The 15,488-nt window shown below is 59.5% G+C and carries 15 protein-coding genes and 1 pseudogene; 12 read left to right on the top strand and 4 right to left on the bottom strand.

Features of this window, described 5'->3' with window-relative positions; translation table 11 throughout:
* Positions 1-52 precede the first annotated feature (52 nt).
* Complete coding sequence (locus tag B0G71_RS06770) at positions 53-805, bottom strand: IS6 family transposase (RefSeq protein ID WP_116140604.1); 753 nt, start codon at positions 803-805, stop codon at positions 53-55.
* Positions 806-983: 178 nt separating this feature from the next.
* Here B0G71_RS06770 and B0G71_RS06765 point away from each other — a divergent pair, with 178 nt between their 5' ends.
* On the top strand, positions 984-1,400 hold the full coding sequence (locus tag B0G71_RS06765; RefSeq protein WP_116140602.1) for a universal stress protein: 417 nt from the start codon (positions 984-986) through the stop codon (positions 1,398-1,400).
* A gap of 23 nt (positions 1,401-1,423) precedes the next feature.
* On the opposite strand, the gene B0G71_RS06760 is transcribed toward B0G71_RS06765, so the two are convergent.
* Together B0G71_RS06760 and B0G71_RS41845 are read right to left on the bottom strand one after the other, a co-directional pair.
* On the bottom strand, positions 1,424-1,876 hold the full coding sequence (locus B0G71_RS06760; protein WP_258875506.1) for a cation:proton antiporter: 453 nt from the start codon (positions 1,874-1,876) through the stop codon (positions 1,424-1,426).
* Positions 1,877-1,922: 46 nt separating this feature from the next.
* Positions 1,923-2,156 (bottom strand): annotated as a pseudogene (locus B0G71_RS41845) (IS6 family transposase); the annotation flags it as partial.
* A 293-nt stretch (positions 2,157-2,449) separates the two neighbouring features.
* On the opposite strand from B0G71_RS41845, the gene B0G71_RS06750 reads away from it, so the two are divergent.
* The 4 genes from B0G71_RS06750 (at position 2,450) to B0G71_RS06735 (ending at position 6,623) form a co-directional block, all read left to right on the top strand.
* A complete protein-coding gene (locus B0G71_RS06750) occupies positions 2,450-2,968 on the top strand; it encodes a hypothetical protein (RefSeq protein WP_309546252.1) in 519 nt (172 codons plus the stop codon).
* Positions 2,965-4,971 (top strand): integrase, encoded by a 2,007-nt coding sequence (locus B0G71_RS06745; protein WP_116140599.1) that lies wholly within the window; start codon positions 2,965-2,967, stop codon positions 4,969-4,971. The genes B0G71_RS06750 and B0G71_RS06745 overlap by 4 nt, the downstream gene beginning before the upstream one ends.
* A gap of 25 nt (positions 4,972-4,996) precedes the next feature.
* Positions 4,997-5,974, top strand: a complete 978-nt coding sequence (locus B0G71_RS06740) for an ATP-binding protein (RefSeq protein ID WP_116140597.1) — start codon at positions 4,997-4,999, stop codon at positions 5,972-5,974.
* 97 nt (positions 5,975-6,071) lie between these two features.
* Positions 6,072-6,623: a hypothetical protein gene (locus tag B0G71_RS06735; protein ID WP_147308657.1), complete on the top strand. Its 552-nt coding sequence runs from the start codon at positions 6,072-6,074 to the stop codon at positions 6,621-6,623.
* Between the two features lie 115 nt (positions 6,624-6,738).
* Here B0G71_RS06735 and B0G71_RS06730 read toward each other — a convergent pair whose 3' ends face one another.
* Complete coding sequence (locus tag B0G71_RS06730) at positions 6,739-7,524, bottom strand: hypothetical protein (RefSeq protein ID WP_116140593.1); 786 nt, start codon at positions 7,522-7,524, stop codon at positions 6,739-6,741.
* A 977-nt stretch (positions 7,525-8,501) separates the two neighbouring features.
* Here B0G71_RS06730 and B0G71_RS06725 point away from each other — a divergent pair.
* From B0G71_RS06725 to B0G71_RS06695, 7 genes are all read left to right on the top strand, one after another.
* Positions 8,502-9,089 carry a YSC84-related protein gene (locus tag B0G71_RS06725; protein ID WP_116140591.1) on the top strand — a complete coding sequence of 196 codons (588 nt, stop codon included), beginning with the start codon at positions 8,502-8,504 and terminating at the stop codon, positions 9,087-9,089.
* A gap of 399 nt (positions 9,090-9,488) precedes the next feature.
* Entirely contained in the window at positions 9,489-10,343 is an 855-nt protein-coding gene (locus tag B0G71_RS06720) for a DUF2092 domain-containing protein (protein WP_258875505.1), read from the top strand.
* Positions 10,344-10,592: 249 nt separating this feature from the next.
* Entirely contained in the window at positions 10,593-10,880 is a 288-nt protein-coding gene (locus B0G71_RS06715) for a hypothetical protein (protein ID WP_404935322.1), read from the top strand.
* 452 nt (positions 10,881-11,332) lie between these two features.
* A complete protein-coding gene (locus B0G71_RS06710) occupies positions 11,333-12,100 on the top strand; it encodes a hypothetical protein (protein WP_116140585.1) in 768 nt (255 codons plus the stop codon).
* A 339-nt stretch (positions 12,101-12,439) separates the two neighbouring features.
* Entirely contained in the window at positions 12,440-14,338 is a 1,899-nt protein-coding gene (locus tag B0G71_RS06705) for an ATP-binding protein (RefSeq protein ID WP_181916728.1), read from the top strand.
* Positions 14,335-14,958: a response regulator transcription factor gene (locus B0G71_RS06700; RefSeq protein WP_116140581.1), complete on the top strand. Its 624-nt coding sequence runs from the start codon at positions 14,335-14,337 to the stop codon at positions 14,956-14,958. The genes B0G71_RS06705 and B0G71_RS06700 overlap by 4 nt, the downstream gene beginning before the upstream one ends.
* Positions 14,959-15,051: 93 nt before the next feature.
* The gene (locus tag B0G71_RS06695; RefSeq protein ID WP_181916727.1) at positions 15,052-15,429 is read left to right on the top strand and encodes a response regulator transcription factor; all 378 of its coding nucleotides are present in this window, start codon (positions 15,052-15,054) and stop codon (positions 15,427-15,429) included.
* The last annotated feature ends 59 nt before the right edge of the window (positions 15,430-15,488 follow it).

The raw sequence follows: 15,488 nt of genomic DNA, 5'->3' as shown, positions 1-15,488 counted from the left end.
CAACTTGTCGAATGACGTGCATGCGAAAACGCATGACATTAGTATTACTAATCTAACCGGCAAGGCGATCCAGCATCGGATTTCCAGTCACGGCCTGCCATGCCTCGAAGGCCTCCTTGCGTGTCTGCCGCTTCCGCTGCGCGTTCGTGTTGTACCGGCAGCGCATGAACACGTTACTCACCTGATCATGGACCGACGTGAATCGTTGTAGATGGCGCGCTGATTTGAAGCGGCGCATCACTTTCTCGCGCACTCGCGTTGGCTGGTGCGAGTTCTCCGCCCGGTTGTTCAATCCTTTGTGCTGTCGGTGTTCCACGTTCAGCCCGAGATCCTTGTTCGCTGCTGCGTAGCTGCGCAATTTGTCGGTGATCAGAACACGCGGAGCGCGGCCGTGCTTCCTGAGCAGCTTACGCATGAGGCGTCTCGCCGCATGCCGGTCGCGCCGGCTTTGCACCAGTACATCGAGCACCGCGCCATGCTGGTCCACCACGCGCCACAGCCGGTGCTTCTTGCCGTTGATCGTGACCACCACTTCGTCGAGGTGCCACTTGTCGCCCCGGGCCAACACGGTGGCCCGGATGCGTCGGGCAATGCCCAGCCCGAACTTCACCGACCAGCGTCGCACCGTTTCGTACGTGAGTTCAATGCCGCGCGCAGCCAGCAACTCCTCGACCATGCGAAGGCTCAGCGGAAAACGGTAGTACAGCCACACCGCATAGCCGATCACGTCGGGCGGAAATCGGTAGCCGGCATAAGAAATGGCGTCGGTGGCAGGTGTGTTGTGTTGCAGGGCGGTTCGTTTCATACCCGAAATTCTCGCCGCAATCCCGTCAACATGCCAGCAACGTGACAATACCTACGCTGGCCATCGTCATCTTATTGATGACATTTTTACGCACTGCCCGCGTGCTTTTATAGCGTTCGGATGATGCCCGTGCTTCAATCAAGCTAGTAACGCTCGATGCGTGGATTGGAGGCCTGCTTTGCTGAAACTGCTGATTCCCGTGCTAGGTGCCAAAGAGGCAACCGAAGCGGCTCGACACGGAGCGTTCCTGTTTGCTGAGAAATGCGCGTCCGAGGTGGAAGTCGTCGAAGTACTCGATGACCTGGCAAAAGGCCGCGCAGGCGCGTTTCATTCGCGCTCCATGTTGCATAGATCCCAGAAGGAGCGAGCACGGGATGCACTGATTCTAACCTGTGCGATCCTCGACGATGCTGGTGTGCCATACAAGTGGAAGCGTGTTTTCGGGCCCCCGGAGCGGACGATCGCGCAGTACGCGGTCAAGGATCATGCCGATATCGTCGTCGTCGACGCGAGTCATCTTGGCTTTTTTCACAGATGGAGCGTTCTCGCGAAGCTGTGGCGCTGGTCTTCGGTACCGGTCACGATGCTGCACTGACGCGATACTGGGTTCCTGGGTCCCTACATGATTCGCAATCGCCGTAGAAGTGCTGTGATCGTTGTGCCCTGAACGAAGACTGAAAAAGCCACCACGGCAAAGCGCACGGTCACGATTCCTTCGCGACGAGGCACGCCGGGCGGTAGTCCCATCGCGAGAGCCAACGCCAGAGCGCCACGAAGCCCTCCCCAGAACAGTATGTGTTGATGTCGCATCTCTATGCGCAGCGACGAGCGTGAGAAAAGGACACAACACGGGTACACAGCTGCGACGCGAGCCAGCATCACCACCACCACCACCACCACGGCGATGCCGATCGATACCCACAGCGTGTCGTACGTCCGACGAGCCTGCTGAATTCCAATGAAGAGGAAAATGAACGAATTCGCGGCGAACACCGTGTATTCGAGCACGGTCTCGACAGCTTTCCGCCCTCTCACCGTCATCGGATCGACCGCATTGCGTGGCTTTGTCAAGTTGACGGCTGTAGGTTACCTTTTTGGCTAAAGCGTAGTTATCCTATTAAATAGTTTTCTGAGATGCGGCAGTGACAGTCCAAACATGCCATGTGGCGAAGCGTTCCTGGAGTACGGCACGATGACATGCCGCGTTCATCCGATGTCTGGGCAGCGCGAAGTGCTGCCGGATCGGGCCAAAGCATGAGAGAAACGCCTGCGTGCGCCGCGCATCGCGAAAGCCGCACATCTGGCGTTCGCGTCTGCGGGTTGGCTGGTGGCTGTTCTCGGCACGGTTGTCGTAGACCGCATTAAATGTGTCACCGCCCGTACCTTGACAATTCGCGCCGACGAACCGCAGCTGTGACAACTTTGCTTGCAGTCCGAACGAAATAAAACCGTCAATTCGCAAAAGTCCGCATTAAATTTGTCACTTCGCGTCCTACACTTCGAAGCCCGTCCGTAAGGCCTTGAACTTATGGAAAATTCCCTGCACATTGCAGAGCCGGTTGCGCTTGCTCGCTGCGTGGCGCACACCGGTTCGAAGGCTTCAGTCCGAAGCTGGCGCGACGCCTGACGTTCTACAGACGCGACGTGCTTGAGCAGTGGATTCTGTTCGAGGCGGATCCTGCGGTAATCGTCTTCTGCGAGCGGCCCGGTTGTGTGAATGTCAGCGGGAAGGAGCGTCTTGCCGATTTTTGGGTCCGCTACGTTGATCGCCAGGAGTTAGTTATCCTTGATGATACGGTTGATAATGAAAACACAAGCATATCCCATCGTCAACTCGATGGAGCAGCACTGCCCGTCCGGAAAGTTTCGCCTGCAGCCCTCGCGGCTGCGCGGGTGTGGATCGACAACTGGCAGCGCATACTGCCGTGCATTGTGGCGAACAGAAACCTCGTTTCGCCGTCCTTGCAGCGTGCGATCGAGCGTTTTCTGGTTCGTCCCAGGACGTTGCTTCAGATCGAGCGGGAGGTCACGATTGGGGACCCGGTTCTCGTCCGCACAGCCGTTTTTTGCATGTTGCATGCCGGACGACTCAGTGCGCCGGATCTGCGCACGCAGGCTCTATCGCTGCTCACTTCGTTTATCGCCGCGGAGACAAAAACGTGAACCGCCGCCGGCCGGAGTTTCAGGCAATTGACCTCGCGGCATGGCCGACTGTTGCCTACACCGAATTCGATCATGAAACACGCCGCACTTTCGAGGCGCGGATGCAGGCGCTTCTATGGTACGTACGCGGCGAATCGCTCAAACAGATCGAGCGGTCTACCGGCGTCGATCGACGCCAGTTGTATCGCTGGCTTGAACGGGCTCTGTCGCCGCATCCGGACGGACGGCCGTTTGGGTTTCGCGCGCTGGTCAGCTACATACGGGTCTCGGAGTATGCTCGTCTAAGTCCAGTGCGGGTACGTGGTGAGCGCGGAAGTTGCGGTGCGGCAGGCGCCCTGTCGCAGCTCTTTGAGCGCTACCCTACCCTCGCCGCATGGCTATTGCTCCAAGTCAAACAGCGCCGCGTGTTGCTCGAGCAGATCAACACCGACGGGCGTTTACGGACGCGCTTGCGTGGGCTGCAGCCACTGCATGACGAATTCCTCCGCCATTGTCGCGCAGTCGGTCTCACGGCGGCCGACTACCCGTTCAATACGGCGGGGCGCGCGATCCGTTCGCTATCGCACCGGCTGAAAGCGGAAATGCTGCGCAGCTTCGGCGCTGCTGCACGTTCGGCGGGTGCTGCGCACCTGAAGGGCTTGCCGCCCAGGGCGGACGGCGTGGGAAGTCCCGCGGCAACACGTCCGTATCAGGTGGTGGAGTTTGACGGTCACCGGCTCGATATCCGCCTGAAAGTGGTCGTGCGCGACCCGCTGGGCTTTGAACACGAGTTTGAAATAGAGCGAGTGTGGCTGCTGGTGATTATCGATGTGTGCACTCGCGTTGTGCTTGCTTACCACCTCGTGCTGGCGCGCGAGTACAGCCGCTATGACGTGATCAAGACCCTTGAGAAAACGCTGGAGCCGCATCGTGCCCGCCCTTTCACCATAGAGGGGCTCAGCTACGGACCGCAGGACGGTTTTGCATCACAGCGGTTGCCGGAACTGGCGTATGTCACCTGGGAATGGATGAAGCTTGACAACGCAAAAGCGAATCTCGCGGCCGACACCTTGACTGCGTTATGTGAATTCGTCGGTTGTCTCGTCGACGCGGGACCGTTGTACAGCCCGGACGAGCGGCCGTACATCGAGCGCTTCTTCGGCACGATCGCCAGCCGGTTGTCTTCGCGCCTGCCGGGCTATACGGGTTCTCATCCGCGCGATCTGCGCCGTGCCCTCGCCGATCCGAAAGGCAACCTCCGTCTGTATGTGTCGCTCGATGAGCTGGAGGAGCTTATCGAGTATGCGATCGCTGGTTACAACGGCACGCCGCACGGCGGCTTGAATAACGCCACGCCGCTCGAGGCGATGGAGTATTTTATCCGCGGCAAGCAGATCATGGTCGCATGGCTCGCGGAACATCATCGACGCACTCTGTGCCTGATGCAGTCGGCACGCCGCTGTCCCGTGCGCGCGTATCTTGACCAGGGCGTGCGTCCACATATCAATCTGCATGGCGTGCGCTATACGAGCGACGTGCTGGCAGCCAGCACGCGTCTGATCGGCGAACGTCTGTTGATCTACATGAACGCCGACGACCTGCGTTGCGTGCGGGCGTTCCTGCCCGACGGAACCGAACTGGGCGTGCTCGATGCACAAGGGGCATGGCGTGTGGTGCCTCACAATCTCAAACTGCGTCAGGAAATTCGCAGGCTTAAGGGGCAGCGCCGCGGCAGCACGATGGTCGGCGCCAATCCGATTGAGGCTTACGTTCAGACGAAACTCGAGCAGGCCAGGAAGACACGCAAGGCAGCCACGGAACTCGCGCACGCAGTCAAGTTGCTGGCGTCAGCGCCGACAGTGCGCACCCCCGTGGGTCCGGCGCGGCCAGTGGAAACCGGGAAGGCGGCATCGACAGCGAGCGAGACAGCGCCTGCATCACCAATGGTGACCGTCGTCGAGCTTGCGGCTCGCGCGCCAGTCCGGCCAAGGAAACTTTCCATCGGTACCGGTCAGGTCTTTTAACCCCGTCGTTTGCATGGGAGGCACCATGTCGCTTCAGATACCGCGTCCTATCGATCCGTTGCTGCATCCGCTTGCCACCGGCAACTATCGGATTGCCACCCCAGCAATTGAGGCGTTCTATGATCTCGTGGCCCGATGTCTGCACTACCGGATCACGGGTGCGCTGATCTATGGACCATCGCGGATCGGCAAGACCCGCGCGATCGAATACGTGCGACTGCTGCTCGCCCACAACTATTCCCGGATAACCAGCTATCACGCGCAGTGCGAACACAAACCGCGCCACGCCGAAGGGCCGTTCTTTGCCAACCTGATTGAGGCGGTCGGAGATCCTGACCCAAACGCCGGCTCCAACCCGTCCAAGCGGCTGCGCTTGTCGTTGAGGATTCGCGAGGCGGTCGCCCGTTCTGGCGGTGGTACGGTATTGCTCTTTTGCGACGAGGCGCAGCGCTACAACGAGAATGAGTACGAGTGGCTGCGTGACGTACACGACGCGCTCGACCGGCAGCAGATCAAGCTGTTTACTTTCCTCGTTGGTCAGGAGGAGTTGCTCGCACAGAAGACCAGTCTGCAGATTGCTCACAAGACGCAGATCGTTGCGCGTTTAATGGTCGAAGAGCTCTCTTTCTCTGGCATCGGCAACGCACAGGATGTCGCCACCTGCATGAACGGCTACGATCAGACCGCGTATCCGGAGGGCACCCCATGGACCTTCACGCGTTTTTATGTCCCACAGGCATTCGACGCCGGTTATCGGCTATTAGACGACGCGGGCCTGTTATGGCAGGCGTTCGAGGCTGCACACCACAAAGCGAGTCTGCCGGGTAAGCTCGAAATCCCGATGGAGTCATTCGTGCGCGCCATCGAGATTGTGCTTAAGGAAAGTGAGCTAAAGGACGCGCCGGGTTATTGTCCCGAGGCTGCGTTGTGGACCTACGCAGTGCACCACTGCGGCTACGTTCAGTCCCGCCATGCCACCGGACGCACGCTTGCCACGGCGTAACGCCGCGGCGATCAAGCGCCCACGCTTTCCGATTCTGCCATTTGACGAGTGGCGAATCTCGCTCGCGCGAGGCAGTGCCCTCAGCCTCGGATTGTTGATGCCTGGCGAATCGCTTGTCTCGATTCTGTGGAAGTTCGCCTGCGCCAACGCGCTCCCCGGCCACGCCCTGCTCCATCTGATCAGTCCCGAAGTGGATCCACAAGAAGGCTGGGCGCCGGTGCGGGACGCCATCGACCTGAAGCGGTTGTGCCGCATGCTCCGCGTGCCCTCGAGCATGCTGAGTGCATCGTTGTCTGGCGCCGCGCCGCATGACCGGTATCACGAGGTCTTCCGGTATTGCCGACAGTGCGCAGCGCACGGCTACCACAGCGTGTTGTTCCAGCGTGAGGATGAAAATCTCTGTCCGGCGCATCACCAATCGCTCCAGACGCGTTGTCCGCATTGCAACGGTGAGACGCCTTACATATTAAACGCCGGCGTGATCGGAGCGCCGTTTCGATGTGGCTGGTGCCATTCGCACTACAGCTACGGGCGGCTTTCGCTGCTCTCGACAACGTCTGCGATGCGCCGGCAGGACCGCATCGCTATCAGTCGCCGATTGCGCCTCGGTTCGGCCGGCGGTGACACCTGCATAGAGACTAGCCAGTGACACAATTAATTCGTTTTGGCAAGCTGTTGATTTTAAGATGATTTACTTAGCCGTCCGGGCGACGCGCTGTGAAGTGACAGATTTACTCGCGAAGTAGTGACAAATTTATTGCGGTCTACGACGCCGCCGCGACCGTTGATATGGCAAACGCAACCGGACTAAAGATGAAAGTTAGTCTTTCGACAAAACCAAGTCCAGCCATCCGGTCTGGGTGGCTCGGAACGAGCGAGAGAGGAAAACGGGAAAGCTTCCGGACCAGAATGAACACCAGACAGGCTCGCCATAGCCACGCTAGTAGCAAAGCAGTGAAAAGTGGTCTGATCACAATGACGAACCACCAGCCGCCGAATGTCAGACCAGCCGCTGCGCCTTCGTCGTTCATCCAGGATATGTCTTCGAGGCGGTTAAAGACCGCCCCCGCAGTGGCCCATGCGACGACGAGGCCGAAAATGACAATCCACGGCAACACGCTATCCCTGATACGCACTATGCTCGCGACCAGCGCCCTGAACTGCGGGATCCTGTCAGCGGGCACAAGACCGGATTCGACACAGTAACACAACCACGGCGGGACTGATTTTTGCGCAATGCCTTCCGCAATCACAAGCATGGGAATTGCGATAAGACATCGGGCATGAATGCCGAAGTGGGAGTAAAAACTGTCGTGACCGACTCCCTCTCCGAGGCGTCCGGTCAGCAATGACCATATTACAAGCGGTAACCAGCTGATGGCCGCAAAAATAACTGCGCGCCTCGCCGTTCCCATTCCTTTGACCGGAATCAGGCCGAGTCGCTTCTGAATCCGGAAACCGACGTCGTCACGCACAAGAGAAAGCTCGAGGTCGGAGATTTCGGGCAGAAGGTTATGCTCGCCGGCACTGCTTTCTTCAGATAGGCCCATGGCCAGTTCCTTGGTCGCGCCCGTCGCTTTGTGAGAACACCAGGACTAAACGTAATCCGAGACGCTTTGAGGCAGATCCGCTTGCGATACTGATATTTCGCGAGCTTAGCGAACTGGCCGGTTCCGACCAGCCAAGCCGTAGAATGAGTATCTGATATAAAAATGCTTTCAAAACATCCCGGGGACAAGCGCCACACTTTTCCTCAAACTGGCCAACCATGGATGGCGTGATCAACAGCTCAAGCAATGGCGAGCTTGGTCATTAACGTCGCACTGTGAACAATCATCGACCGCTACTTCAGGAATCCAGACAGCATCGCAAACGGATAACTTGAGCGACTGCCGTCATGATTCAAGTCGGCAGCCACCGACCGACATCTGTCGCACGACCTGCCTGAAGACATTCCACCAATTTACGGCATACGTGGCCTGTCCCTTCGCCAGCCCAGGGACGTTTACACGTGTGCCTACGATTCCTATGCTCACATCCGCACGCTCCCCGAATGGGAGATAGGCTGCTCGGCCAGGGGGCGCCCCGCACATCGCGTCGGCCTCGGAACATGTCGCCTGGTCGTCGAACGAACTTACTCGTAGCTCCATGCTTGCGTCGTCTTCGCGTTCGCTTTCATCGGCAGTTGAACGCGGCATCACACCTCAATGAATCGTCGATCGAATTATCGTGCTGTATTCGCGTCGGCGCTATAAGGGTGCGGGGCAATGAAATTGCCCTTCGGGGCAATTTGAATAGTGAGATGATTTAGCTAAGCTCCCGTTGTGCACTGGGTCCGGAATATTGCGGGCCTGGAAGACGATCTGTCCTGTTTTCTTCACATTAGAAGACATGGCGCATGACTTGATAGAAACAGCGTGCTCGCGGCCATCATGGATTTTTCAGTACCAACATAGTACAAAAACCTCAAAGCTGTTCGCGTCAGACCTGGCTCAGACAACCATTCGACTACACCAGAGAACTTTCAATGCAAAGACGACACTTCCTTTCGACGGCCACCTCCTCGCTCGGGCTTGTTGCGTTCACGCTGGCAGGCTGTACCACATCGTCCGGATCTAATTCATCTGCGGCCACCGATGCGTCCAAGCGTCAGTCGATTGACGCGAGCGTTGACGGAACCATGTCTCACTTATATTCAAGCGTCAAGGGCTCACACGAACTGGTAGCGAAAGCACGCGGTGTACTCGTTTTCCCGTCGGTGCTGCAGGTGGGATTCGTTGTCGGCGGACAGTATGGCGAAGGCGCACTGCGCGTCAACGGCAACGCCGCGGGCTACTACAGCACGCTGTCTGGTTCGTTCGGACTGCAAGCGGGCGCCCAATCCAAAGCCATCATCTTCCTGTTCATGACGCAGGAATCGCTGGATGGTTTCCGTAACTCGGCAGGTTGGTCGGCCGGCGGCGACGCATCCGTTGCACTGATCAAAGTCGGTGCGAACGGCGCCGTCGACACGACCACGGCTACTGCACCGGTCGAGGTATTCGTACTCACGAACGGAGGGCTGATGGCCGATGTTTCACTGGCCGGAACAAAAGTCACGCCACTGAAGATTTAAGGTGATTCGATGCCTACGCTTGCCAGCTACCGGAGGTGTGATTCAGATTCACGCCTGAGCACGCTCTGCAGATGGCGCCAGGAGAATTTCATCCGTCGGTGGCGTGTACGCCTCTTCAGGCCTCTGCTGGCACGGTGGGCGGTCACTGTGGCAGCCTTCCATCCACTATGAGCCTACCCGTGTCATCAACCGGGTGGGGCCGATCGATGCCTGCCGCAGACAGAAGCCCTGCCGAACAGCTTGCGCTGACTGCCTGCACAGGCTTGCGAAGATGAATTTTCCGCACATGCGCCTGCCCGTCACCAGGTACGCGGAGCAATCCGATGCCCCGTGGGGCAACATCAGAGTCAGTCCGTTCCTTTCACAGGGATGGTCAGTACATTACGGTCCGCAAGCATCTTGTGGAACGCCGTCAGACACCTGCCGCCGACACCTTCCAGTTCGGGCGGCTTTCTCTCACAAATTGGGGAGAGCACGATGAAAAAACGCGTTTTAGCCATGTTCATGGTGGCCGGGACGATCCTCGCGCCCCACCTTCAGGCGCAGACCGCGCCAGCGAGCGCGGCGAGCAGTCCCACAGCCCCGGTGGACCCGGCGGCTATTCAGGCACTCCAGAAGATGGGGGAACATTTGCAATCGCTCAAACGGTTCAGTGTCTCGATCGACCTGACCGGTGAGCGGGTGCTTGAAGACGGACAGAAACTCCAGCATACCGCCACCGCGGAGCTACTGGTCGACAGGCCAAACCGGATTCGCGCTGTTATGAGCAGCGCGAGAAGCGAACGGGAGATCGTCTTCGATGGCAAAACGGTCACGCTTTATTCGCCCGCGCAGAAGTACTACTCGAGCGTCGCGTTCGACGGCAATATTTCTGCGCTGATTGACCGGCTGCGCGATCGCTATGGCGTCGAATTCCCGCTGGCGGATCTGTTCGTCTGGGGCACGCCGGACGCGCCGACCGACCAGTTCGAGTCGGCGATGTTCGCGGGCCAGGACTTTATCGGTTCGGACGTGTGCGATCACTATGCGTTCCGGCAAAAAGATGTCGACTGGCAGATCTGGATCACGACAGGCGCGAAACCCCTGCCACGCAAGCTCGTGATCACGCGGCGAGACGACGATGCCCGTCCGCAGTCGGTATCGATAGTGGACTGGACGACCTCGCCCACCTTCAAGGACTCCGTGTTCACCTTCCGGGCGCCGGAAGGTTCGAAGAAGGTCGAGCTTGTCCCGGTCGGCGAGAAAAAGGAGTAAGCCATGAAGCGCGGAATTCAGCAGAACCGGTTACTGTTTCCTGTCCTTGTCAGTGCGTGCGTGGCCCTTTGCACCCCATCGTTAGCCGACGCAGCGGGGCGAGGCGGCGGTCATATGGAACGGGGCGCGCATGGTGGGGGCGCAGCTCGAGGGGGTGGCGCGCCGCATGGGGGTGGAGCACATGGAGGGGGCGCCCAGTTAAACAACGCCCACGCGGACAAGCGCACTAACAATGTCCGCAACACCAGCGTGAACAACGTCAACGTTAATCGCAATGTCAACGTCAATGCGAACGGCGGCGGCCACCATGACGATTATCACCATGGCGGCTGGGACAACGACTACCACCCGATCGCCACGGCGGCGGCCGTAACGGCGACGGTCGCGGTCACCTCGGCGATCGTGGGGTCGGTCGTGCGTTCGGTCCCGCCCAATTGCGTTCCCGTGAACTACGGCGGCATGATTTACCAGCAGTGCGGCAGTGCCTGGTATCAGCCACAGGGCGCGCAATACGTCGTTGTCAATGCGCCGTACTAACTTGATGCAGTGTTTGCGCCGGCCGCGCTGAAACAGAGGGACACGAACATCGCGATGGCGGCCGCCGTGGTCGGACGGTTTCGCCATCATAACGGCAAGCCATGTTCTGTGGTCCACTGCGCCCAGCGTAACTAATGCGTCACTGTGCCACGAAGCGCGCTTGCGAGCGCCAGCCAGCCCGGGACGGCCCCACCGCGCGTTACCGCTAGGTTTGTCGTTTCGATTGTCGCGTCCCTTCGGAGGACATCCTTTATGCAGCGGACGGGCGGCGGCCGTTCGGATGCGACGCGGCAGTCGCACACCGCATTTCCGCGACTCGCAACGCTACCGGCCGTCCTGTTGAAGCGTCGGCACGCCACGGCTGAAGCGCGGTGCGTCGTCCGTTCCGGCCGTCACGATTCGCCGGACCGGGCAACGCCACCGGGCGGGCAGCGCTTTCAAAGGAGCGATACATGCAACAACTCATACGGCATCCGATCATCCTGTTCGTCGTGGTGTTTGCGCTGATGTCGGCGGCTGGCTGGATAGGCAACGTCGTGTTACGGCCGCGCATGCCGATCGCCGACGATTCGCGAGACGACTTCAAGCTGGTTCAATCCGCCACGTTGACGCTGCTCGCGCTGGTTATCGGCTTCAGCCTTTCAATGGCGGTAGGCCGCTACGATCAGCGGAAAAATTATGAAGAAGAAGAAGCCAATGCTATCGGGACTGAATTCCTGCGCGCGGATCTTCTGCCGACGGCCCAGGCCACTGCGGTTCGCTCGCTTCTGAGCCACTACCTCGCCTTGCGCCTCGAGTATTACCAGACTCGCGACCTGCAACGTGTCGAGCGGATCGACGCGGCCACCGCGGAGCTGCAAGGCAGGTTGTGGATCGCGGCGAGAGACGGCGCCACCGCCCAGGCATCTCCTATTACGGCCCTCGCGGTGGCGGGCATGAACGACGTCATCAACGCGCAGGGCTACACCCAGGCAGCATGGTGGAATCGCATTCCGGTTGCCGCCTGGATCCTGATGATCACGATTGGCGTGTTCTCCAACGTGCTGGTGGGCTACGGTGCGGAAAATACGAAGGGCAAAAGCCGCCTCTTATTCATCATGCCTATCACCGTGTCCCTCTCGTTCATGCTGATTGCAGACATCGACAGTCCGCGCAACGGCGTTATCAGGGTGGTGCCGCAAAATCTCATCAGCCTGGCGCAATCGCTGCCCAAACCCTGATGTCTGCATCCCGGAATCTGGTAGTTCACAAATGATGGCGTCGCCCGCTTTAACAGCCAGTAAATTACTCGGCTCGCGAATTTCCGATCTATTCTGCATAGTTGGGTAATCTATCGGGTTATTTTTACCTATTTAAATCCGGACGATAGATAGAGTCGGTAAATCCTGATTTCACGATTTTGTCTTTATCGGATTTTTTTACGAATCTCTATTCGGATTATCAGGTAGTCTGGCATAGTATCCGCGACGCTAGGCTTCGCAGATACCATGAGAGAGGAAAGCGCCTCAAGGAACTTTGCAGCCCATTGCATGCAGTGTGTCACTGTGCGCAATGGGGCTATGCGCTGGCTTTTGCTTCTGATGTTCGGGTTATCTACGTGCGCGTTTGCGGCACATCCCTGGCGGGTTGTCATTCTGCCTGGCGCCGACCCAACGCAGCCTGCCGCCCAGGAACAGATTCGTGCAATACGCAGCTCACTTGTTGCGGCTGCGCCGGACGGCGTGGAATTTTATACCGATCCGTTAGACGACCTGCGATTCGAGTCCGCAGCGTTGATGCCGGATTTTCTGGCCCTGCTGAAAAGAAAGTACCACGGTCAGCCAGTCGATATTGTGATCGGTCTAGCCGATTTCGCATTGGATTTCACCAGGAATTATCACAGCGATATCTGGCCGGATGCGCCGGTGTTGATTTCCAGTGTCGCCGACACACAGCAAAAGGATATTCCGCCCGGGTTTGCGTATGTGCCGGTCCATTTCGATATGGACGGCACGCTGGATCTGGCGGAAAGGCTGCAGCCGAACGCGCGGCATCTGGTGGTGGTGTCGGGTGTGGGCAAGCTGGATCTTCGATTCGCGCAGCGCGCCGTCGATACGGCGCGCGCGCACCGGTCCCGCAAGTGGGCGGTCGATGTCTGGAGTGGTTTGCCTGTACCGGAATTGCAGCGACGCCTGGCAAAGCTTGACCGCGACACGGCCGTGCTCTACACGACGATGTACCGGGACCGCACCGGAAGAACCTTCTTTCCTTACGAAGTCGTCGCCCCAATGACGAAAGCATCGAACGCCCCCATCTACGGCTGGTATCCCACGTACCTTGGGCATGGCCTCGCGGCAGGATCGATGCTCACCTTCGAGGCCAACGGACGTCTCATCGGCACCCTCGCCGCGTCGATTCTGCTCGGCAAGGTGCCGTCGCAGGGCGCCACCACGGCGGCCGCCCCTTCCCGTTGCATCGCCGACGTCGGGGCCATCGAACGGTTTGGGCTACAGGCAGATGCATTGCCCGACGACTGCGAACTGATCGGCATACCTCCTTCGCTCTGGCGGGAATATCGGGGAATCGCGTTGATCGCGTTTGCGGTGGTCCTGCTGCAGGCACTCACCATCGCCGCTCTGCTCTGGCAGCGGCGCCGCCGCCGGGGCGCCGAAGACGAGGTCAGGCTGAGACTGGGCGAACTGGCCCGCGCGGCGCGCTTCGCTGCGGCAGGCGAATTGAGCGCGTCGATCGCTCACGAGGTCGGACAGCCACTCGGCGCGATTTTCAGTAACGCCGACGCGGCCGGAATGATCCTGTCCGACGCGCCTGCGAACAGCGAGCTTCACTCCATTCTGGCCGACATACGCCGTGATGCGCTGCGCGCGCATCAGGTCGTACAGCGATTGCGAGCGCTATTGCAAAAAGACTCCCTGGGGTTGGTCGTGCTCGACCTGAATTCGGCGGTCGAAGAAGCGCTCGCGCTACTCTGCTCCGAAGCCCGACGGCGCAACATCGTCATCGAGTCCGATCCGGCGGCGTACGAGGCCTGCGTGCTGGGCGACCGCGTGCAGCTACAGCAGGTCTTTCTCAACCTCGCCATCAATGCCATGGATGCGATGGAGCACACGCCAGCCGGCAGCCGTGTATTGTCCATCGCAACGCGGGCGGTAGAAGGTGGCCACGAACTGACCGTAGCGGATCGGGGACACGGCTTTCCGGCTGGCGCCGAAGAGCGCGTGTTCGACTCCCTGTACACCACCAAACCGCATGGCATGGGGCTGGGGCTGTCCATCGTCCGCACCATCGTCGCGAGTCTTGGGGGGCGCATCTCAGCCGCGGCCCGGGAGGGCGGCGGCAGTGTGTTCACCGTGTGGCTGCCGTCGGCGGCGAAACGCTCGATGACGCGGGTTGCGCCCAGATTCGAAAGCGCCGGCGTGACTCTCGAAGTCAGGCACATGTCACAAGGAGGCCATCCGTGAGTAATCAGGCCGAATACGTCGTTCACGTGGTCGACGACGACGATGCGATACGTACCGCGTTAATGCGGCTACTGACCCATGCCGGGTTCACAGCGAGAACCTACGCGAGCGCCGGGGAGTTTCTCGTGGCCGCGCCCGACGCGTTGCCGGGATGTCTGCTGCTGGACCTGGAGCTACCTGGCCCGAGCGGGCTGGATTTGCAGCACGCCCTGCAAAGGCTGGGTAAGCCAATACCGATCGTGTTCATCAGCGCGCACCATGACATTCCCGCTACGGTCCTCGCCATCAAGGCCGGCGCGAGCGATTTCCTTCTCAAGCCAATCGATTCGCAAGCGCTGTTCGCCGCAATCGAAAGCGCGGTTGCCACTGTGTCTGCTGGATCTTCGCTCGCTCGGCAAAGCGCAGAAGCCAGCACCGTCGATCTGAACGAACGCGAGCAGGTCGTGCTGCGTGGCGTTGTGGCAGGCCGGCTCAACAAGCAGATCGCCGCCGAACTGGCCTTAAGCGAGCGAACCGTCAAGTCGTGCCGCGCCGACCTGATGCGTAAGCTACAGGCACGCTCGCTCGCCGATCTCGTCAGACGGGCTGAACCGATGGTGCGTGCTCCCCTGCCGGGTTGATCCGTATCTGCCCCAAGGGGCAACCGTATTGCCCCATACCCCGATAGCGTCGGATTGCGCCACGCGCGATACTTGACGCAAGGGATGTGGCCAATGAAAGATACCGGACAGTTGATCGTAGTCGTCGAAGACGATGCCGGCATGCGTCGCGCGTTGCAGCGCCTGCTGCGTGTGTCGGGTTTCGACACGCTGGAGTTCGAGAGCGCGGAAGCGTTCCTGGGCGCCAGCATCGGACAGGGGCCGTACTGCCTCGTGCTGGACGTTCAACTGCCCGGCTTGTCTGGTCCGCGACTTTACGAGCAACTGGGTCACCGGCGCCCGCCTGCCGTGTTCATTACCTCGCACGACAGTCAGGCGACGCGCGCTGCGATCGAGAAGGCCCGTGGCGAGGAACTGTTGATCAAGCCATTCGTGACGCAAGATCTATTGAACGCGATTTCAAGGGCGATGCAGCGAGGCTCGCCGCCCTGAGTGGTCATTGATTCGGTGAAAGCTGGTTCTTTGCTCAATAGCTCACCGGGATGACGATT

The sequence above is a fragment of the Paraburkholderia sp. BL27I4N3 genome (assembly GCF_003386115.1).
GTDB lineage: Bacteria > Pseudomonadota > Gammaproteobacteria > Burkholderiales > Burkholderiaceae > Paraburkholderia.
This window is presented reverse-complemented; position numbering and strand designations above follow the sequence as displayed.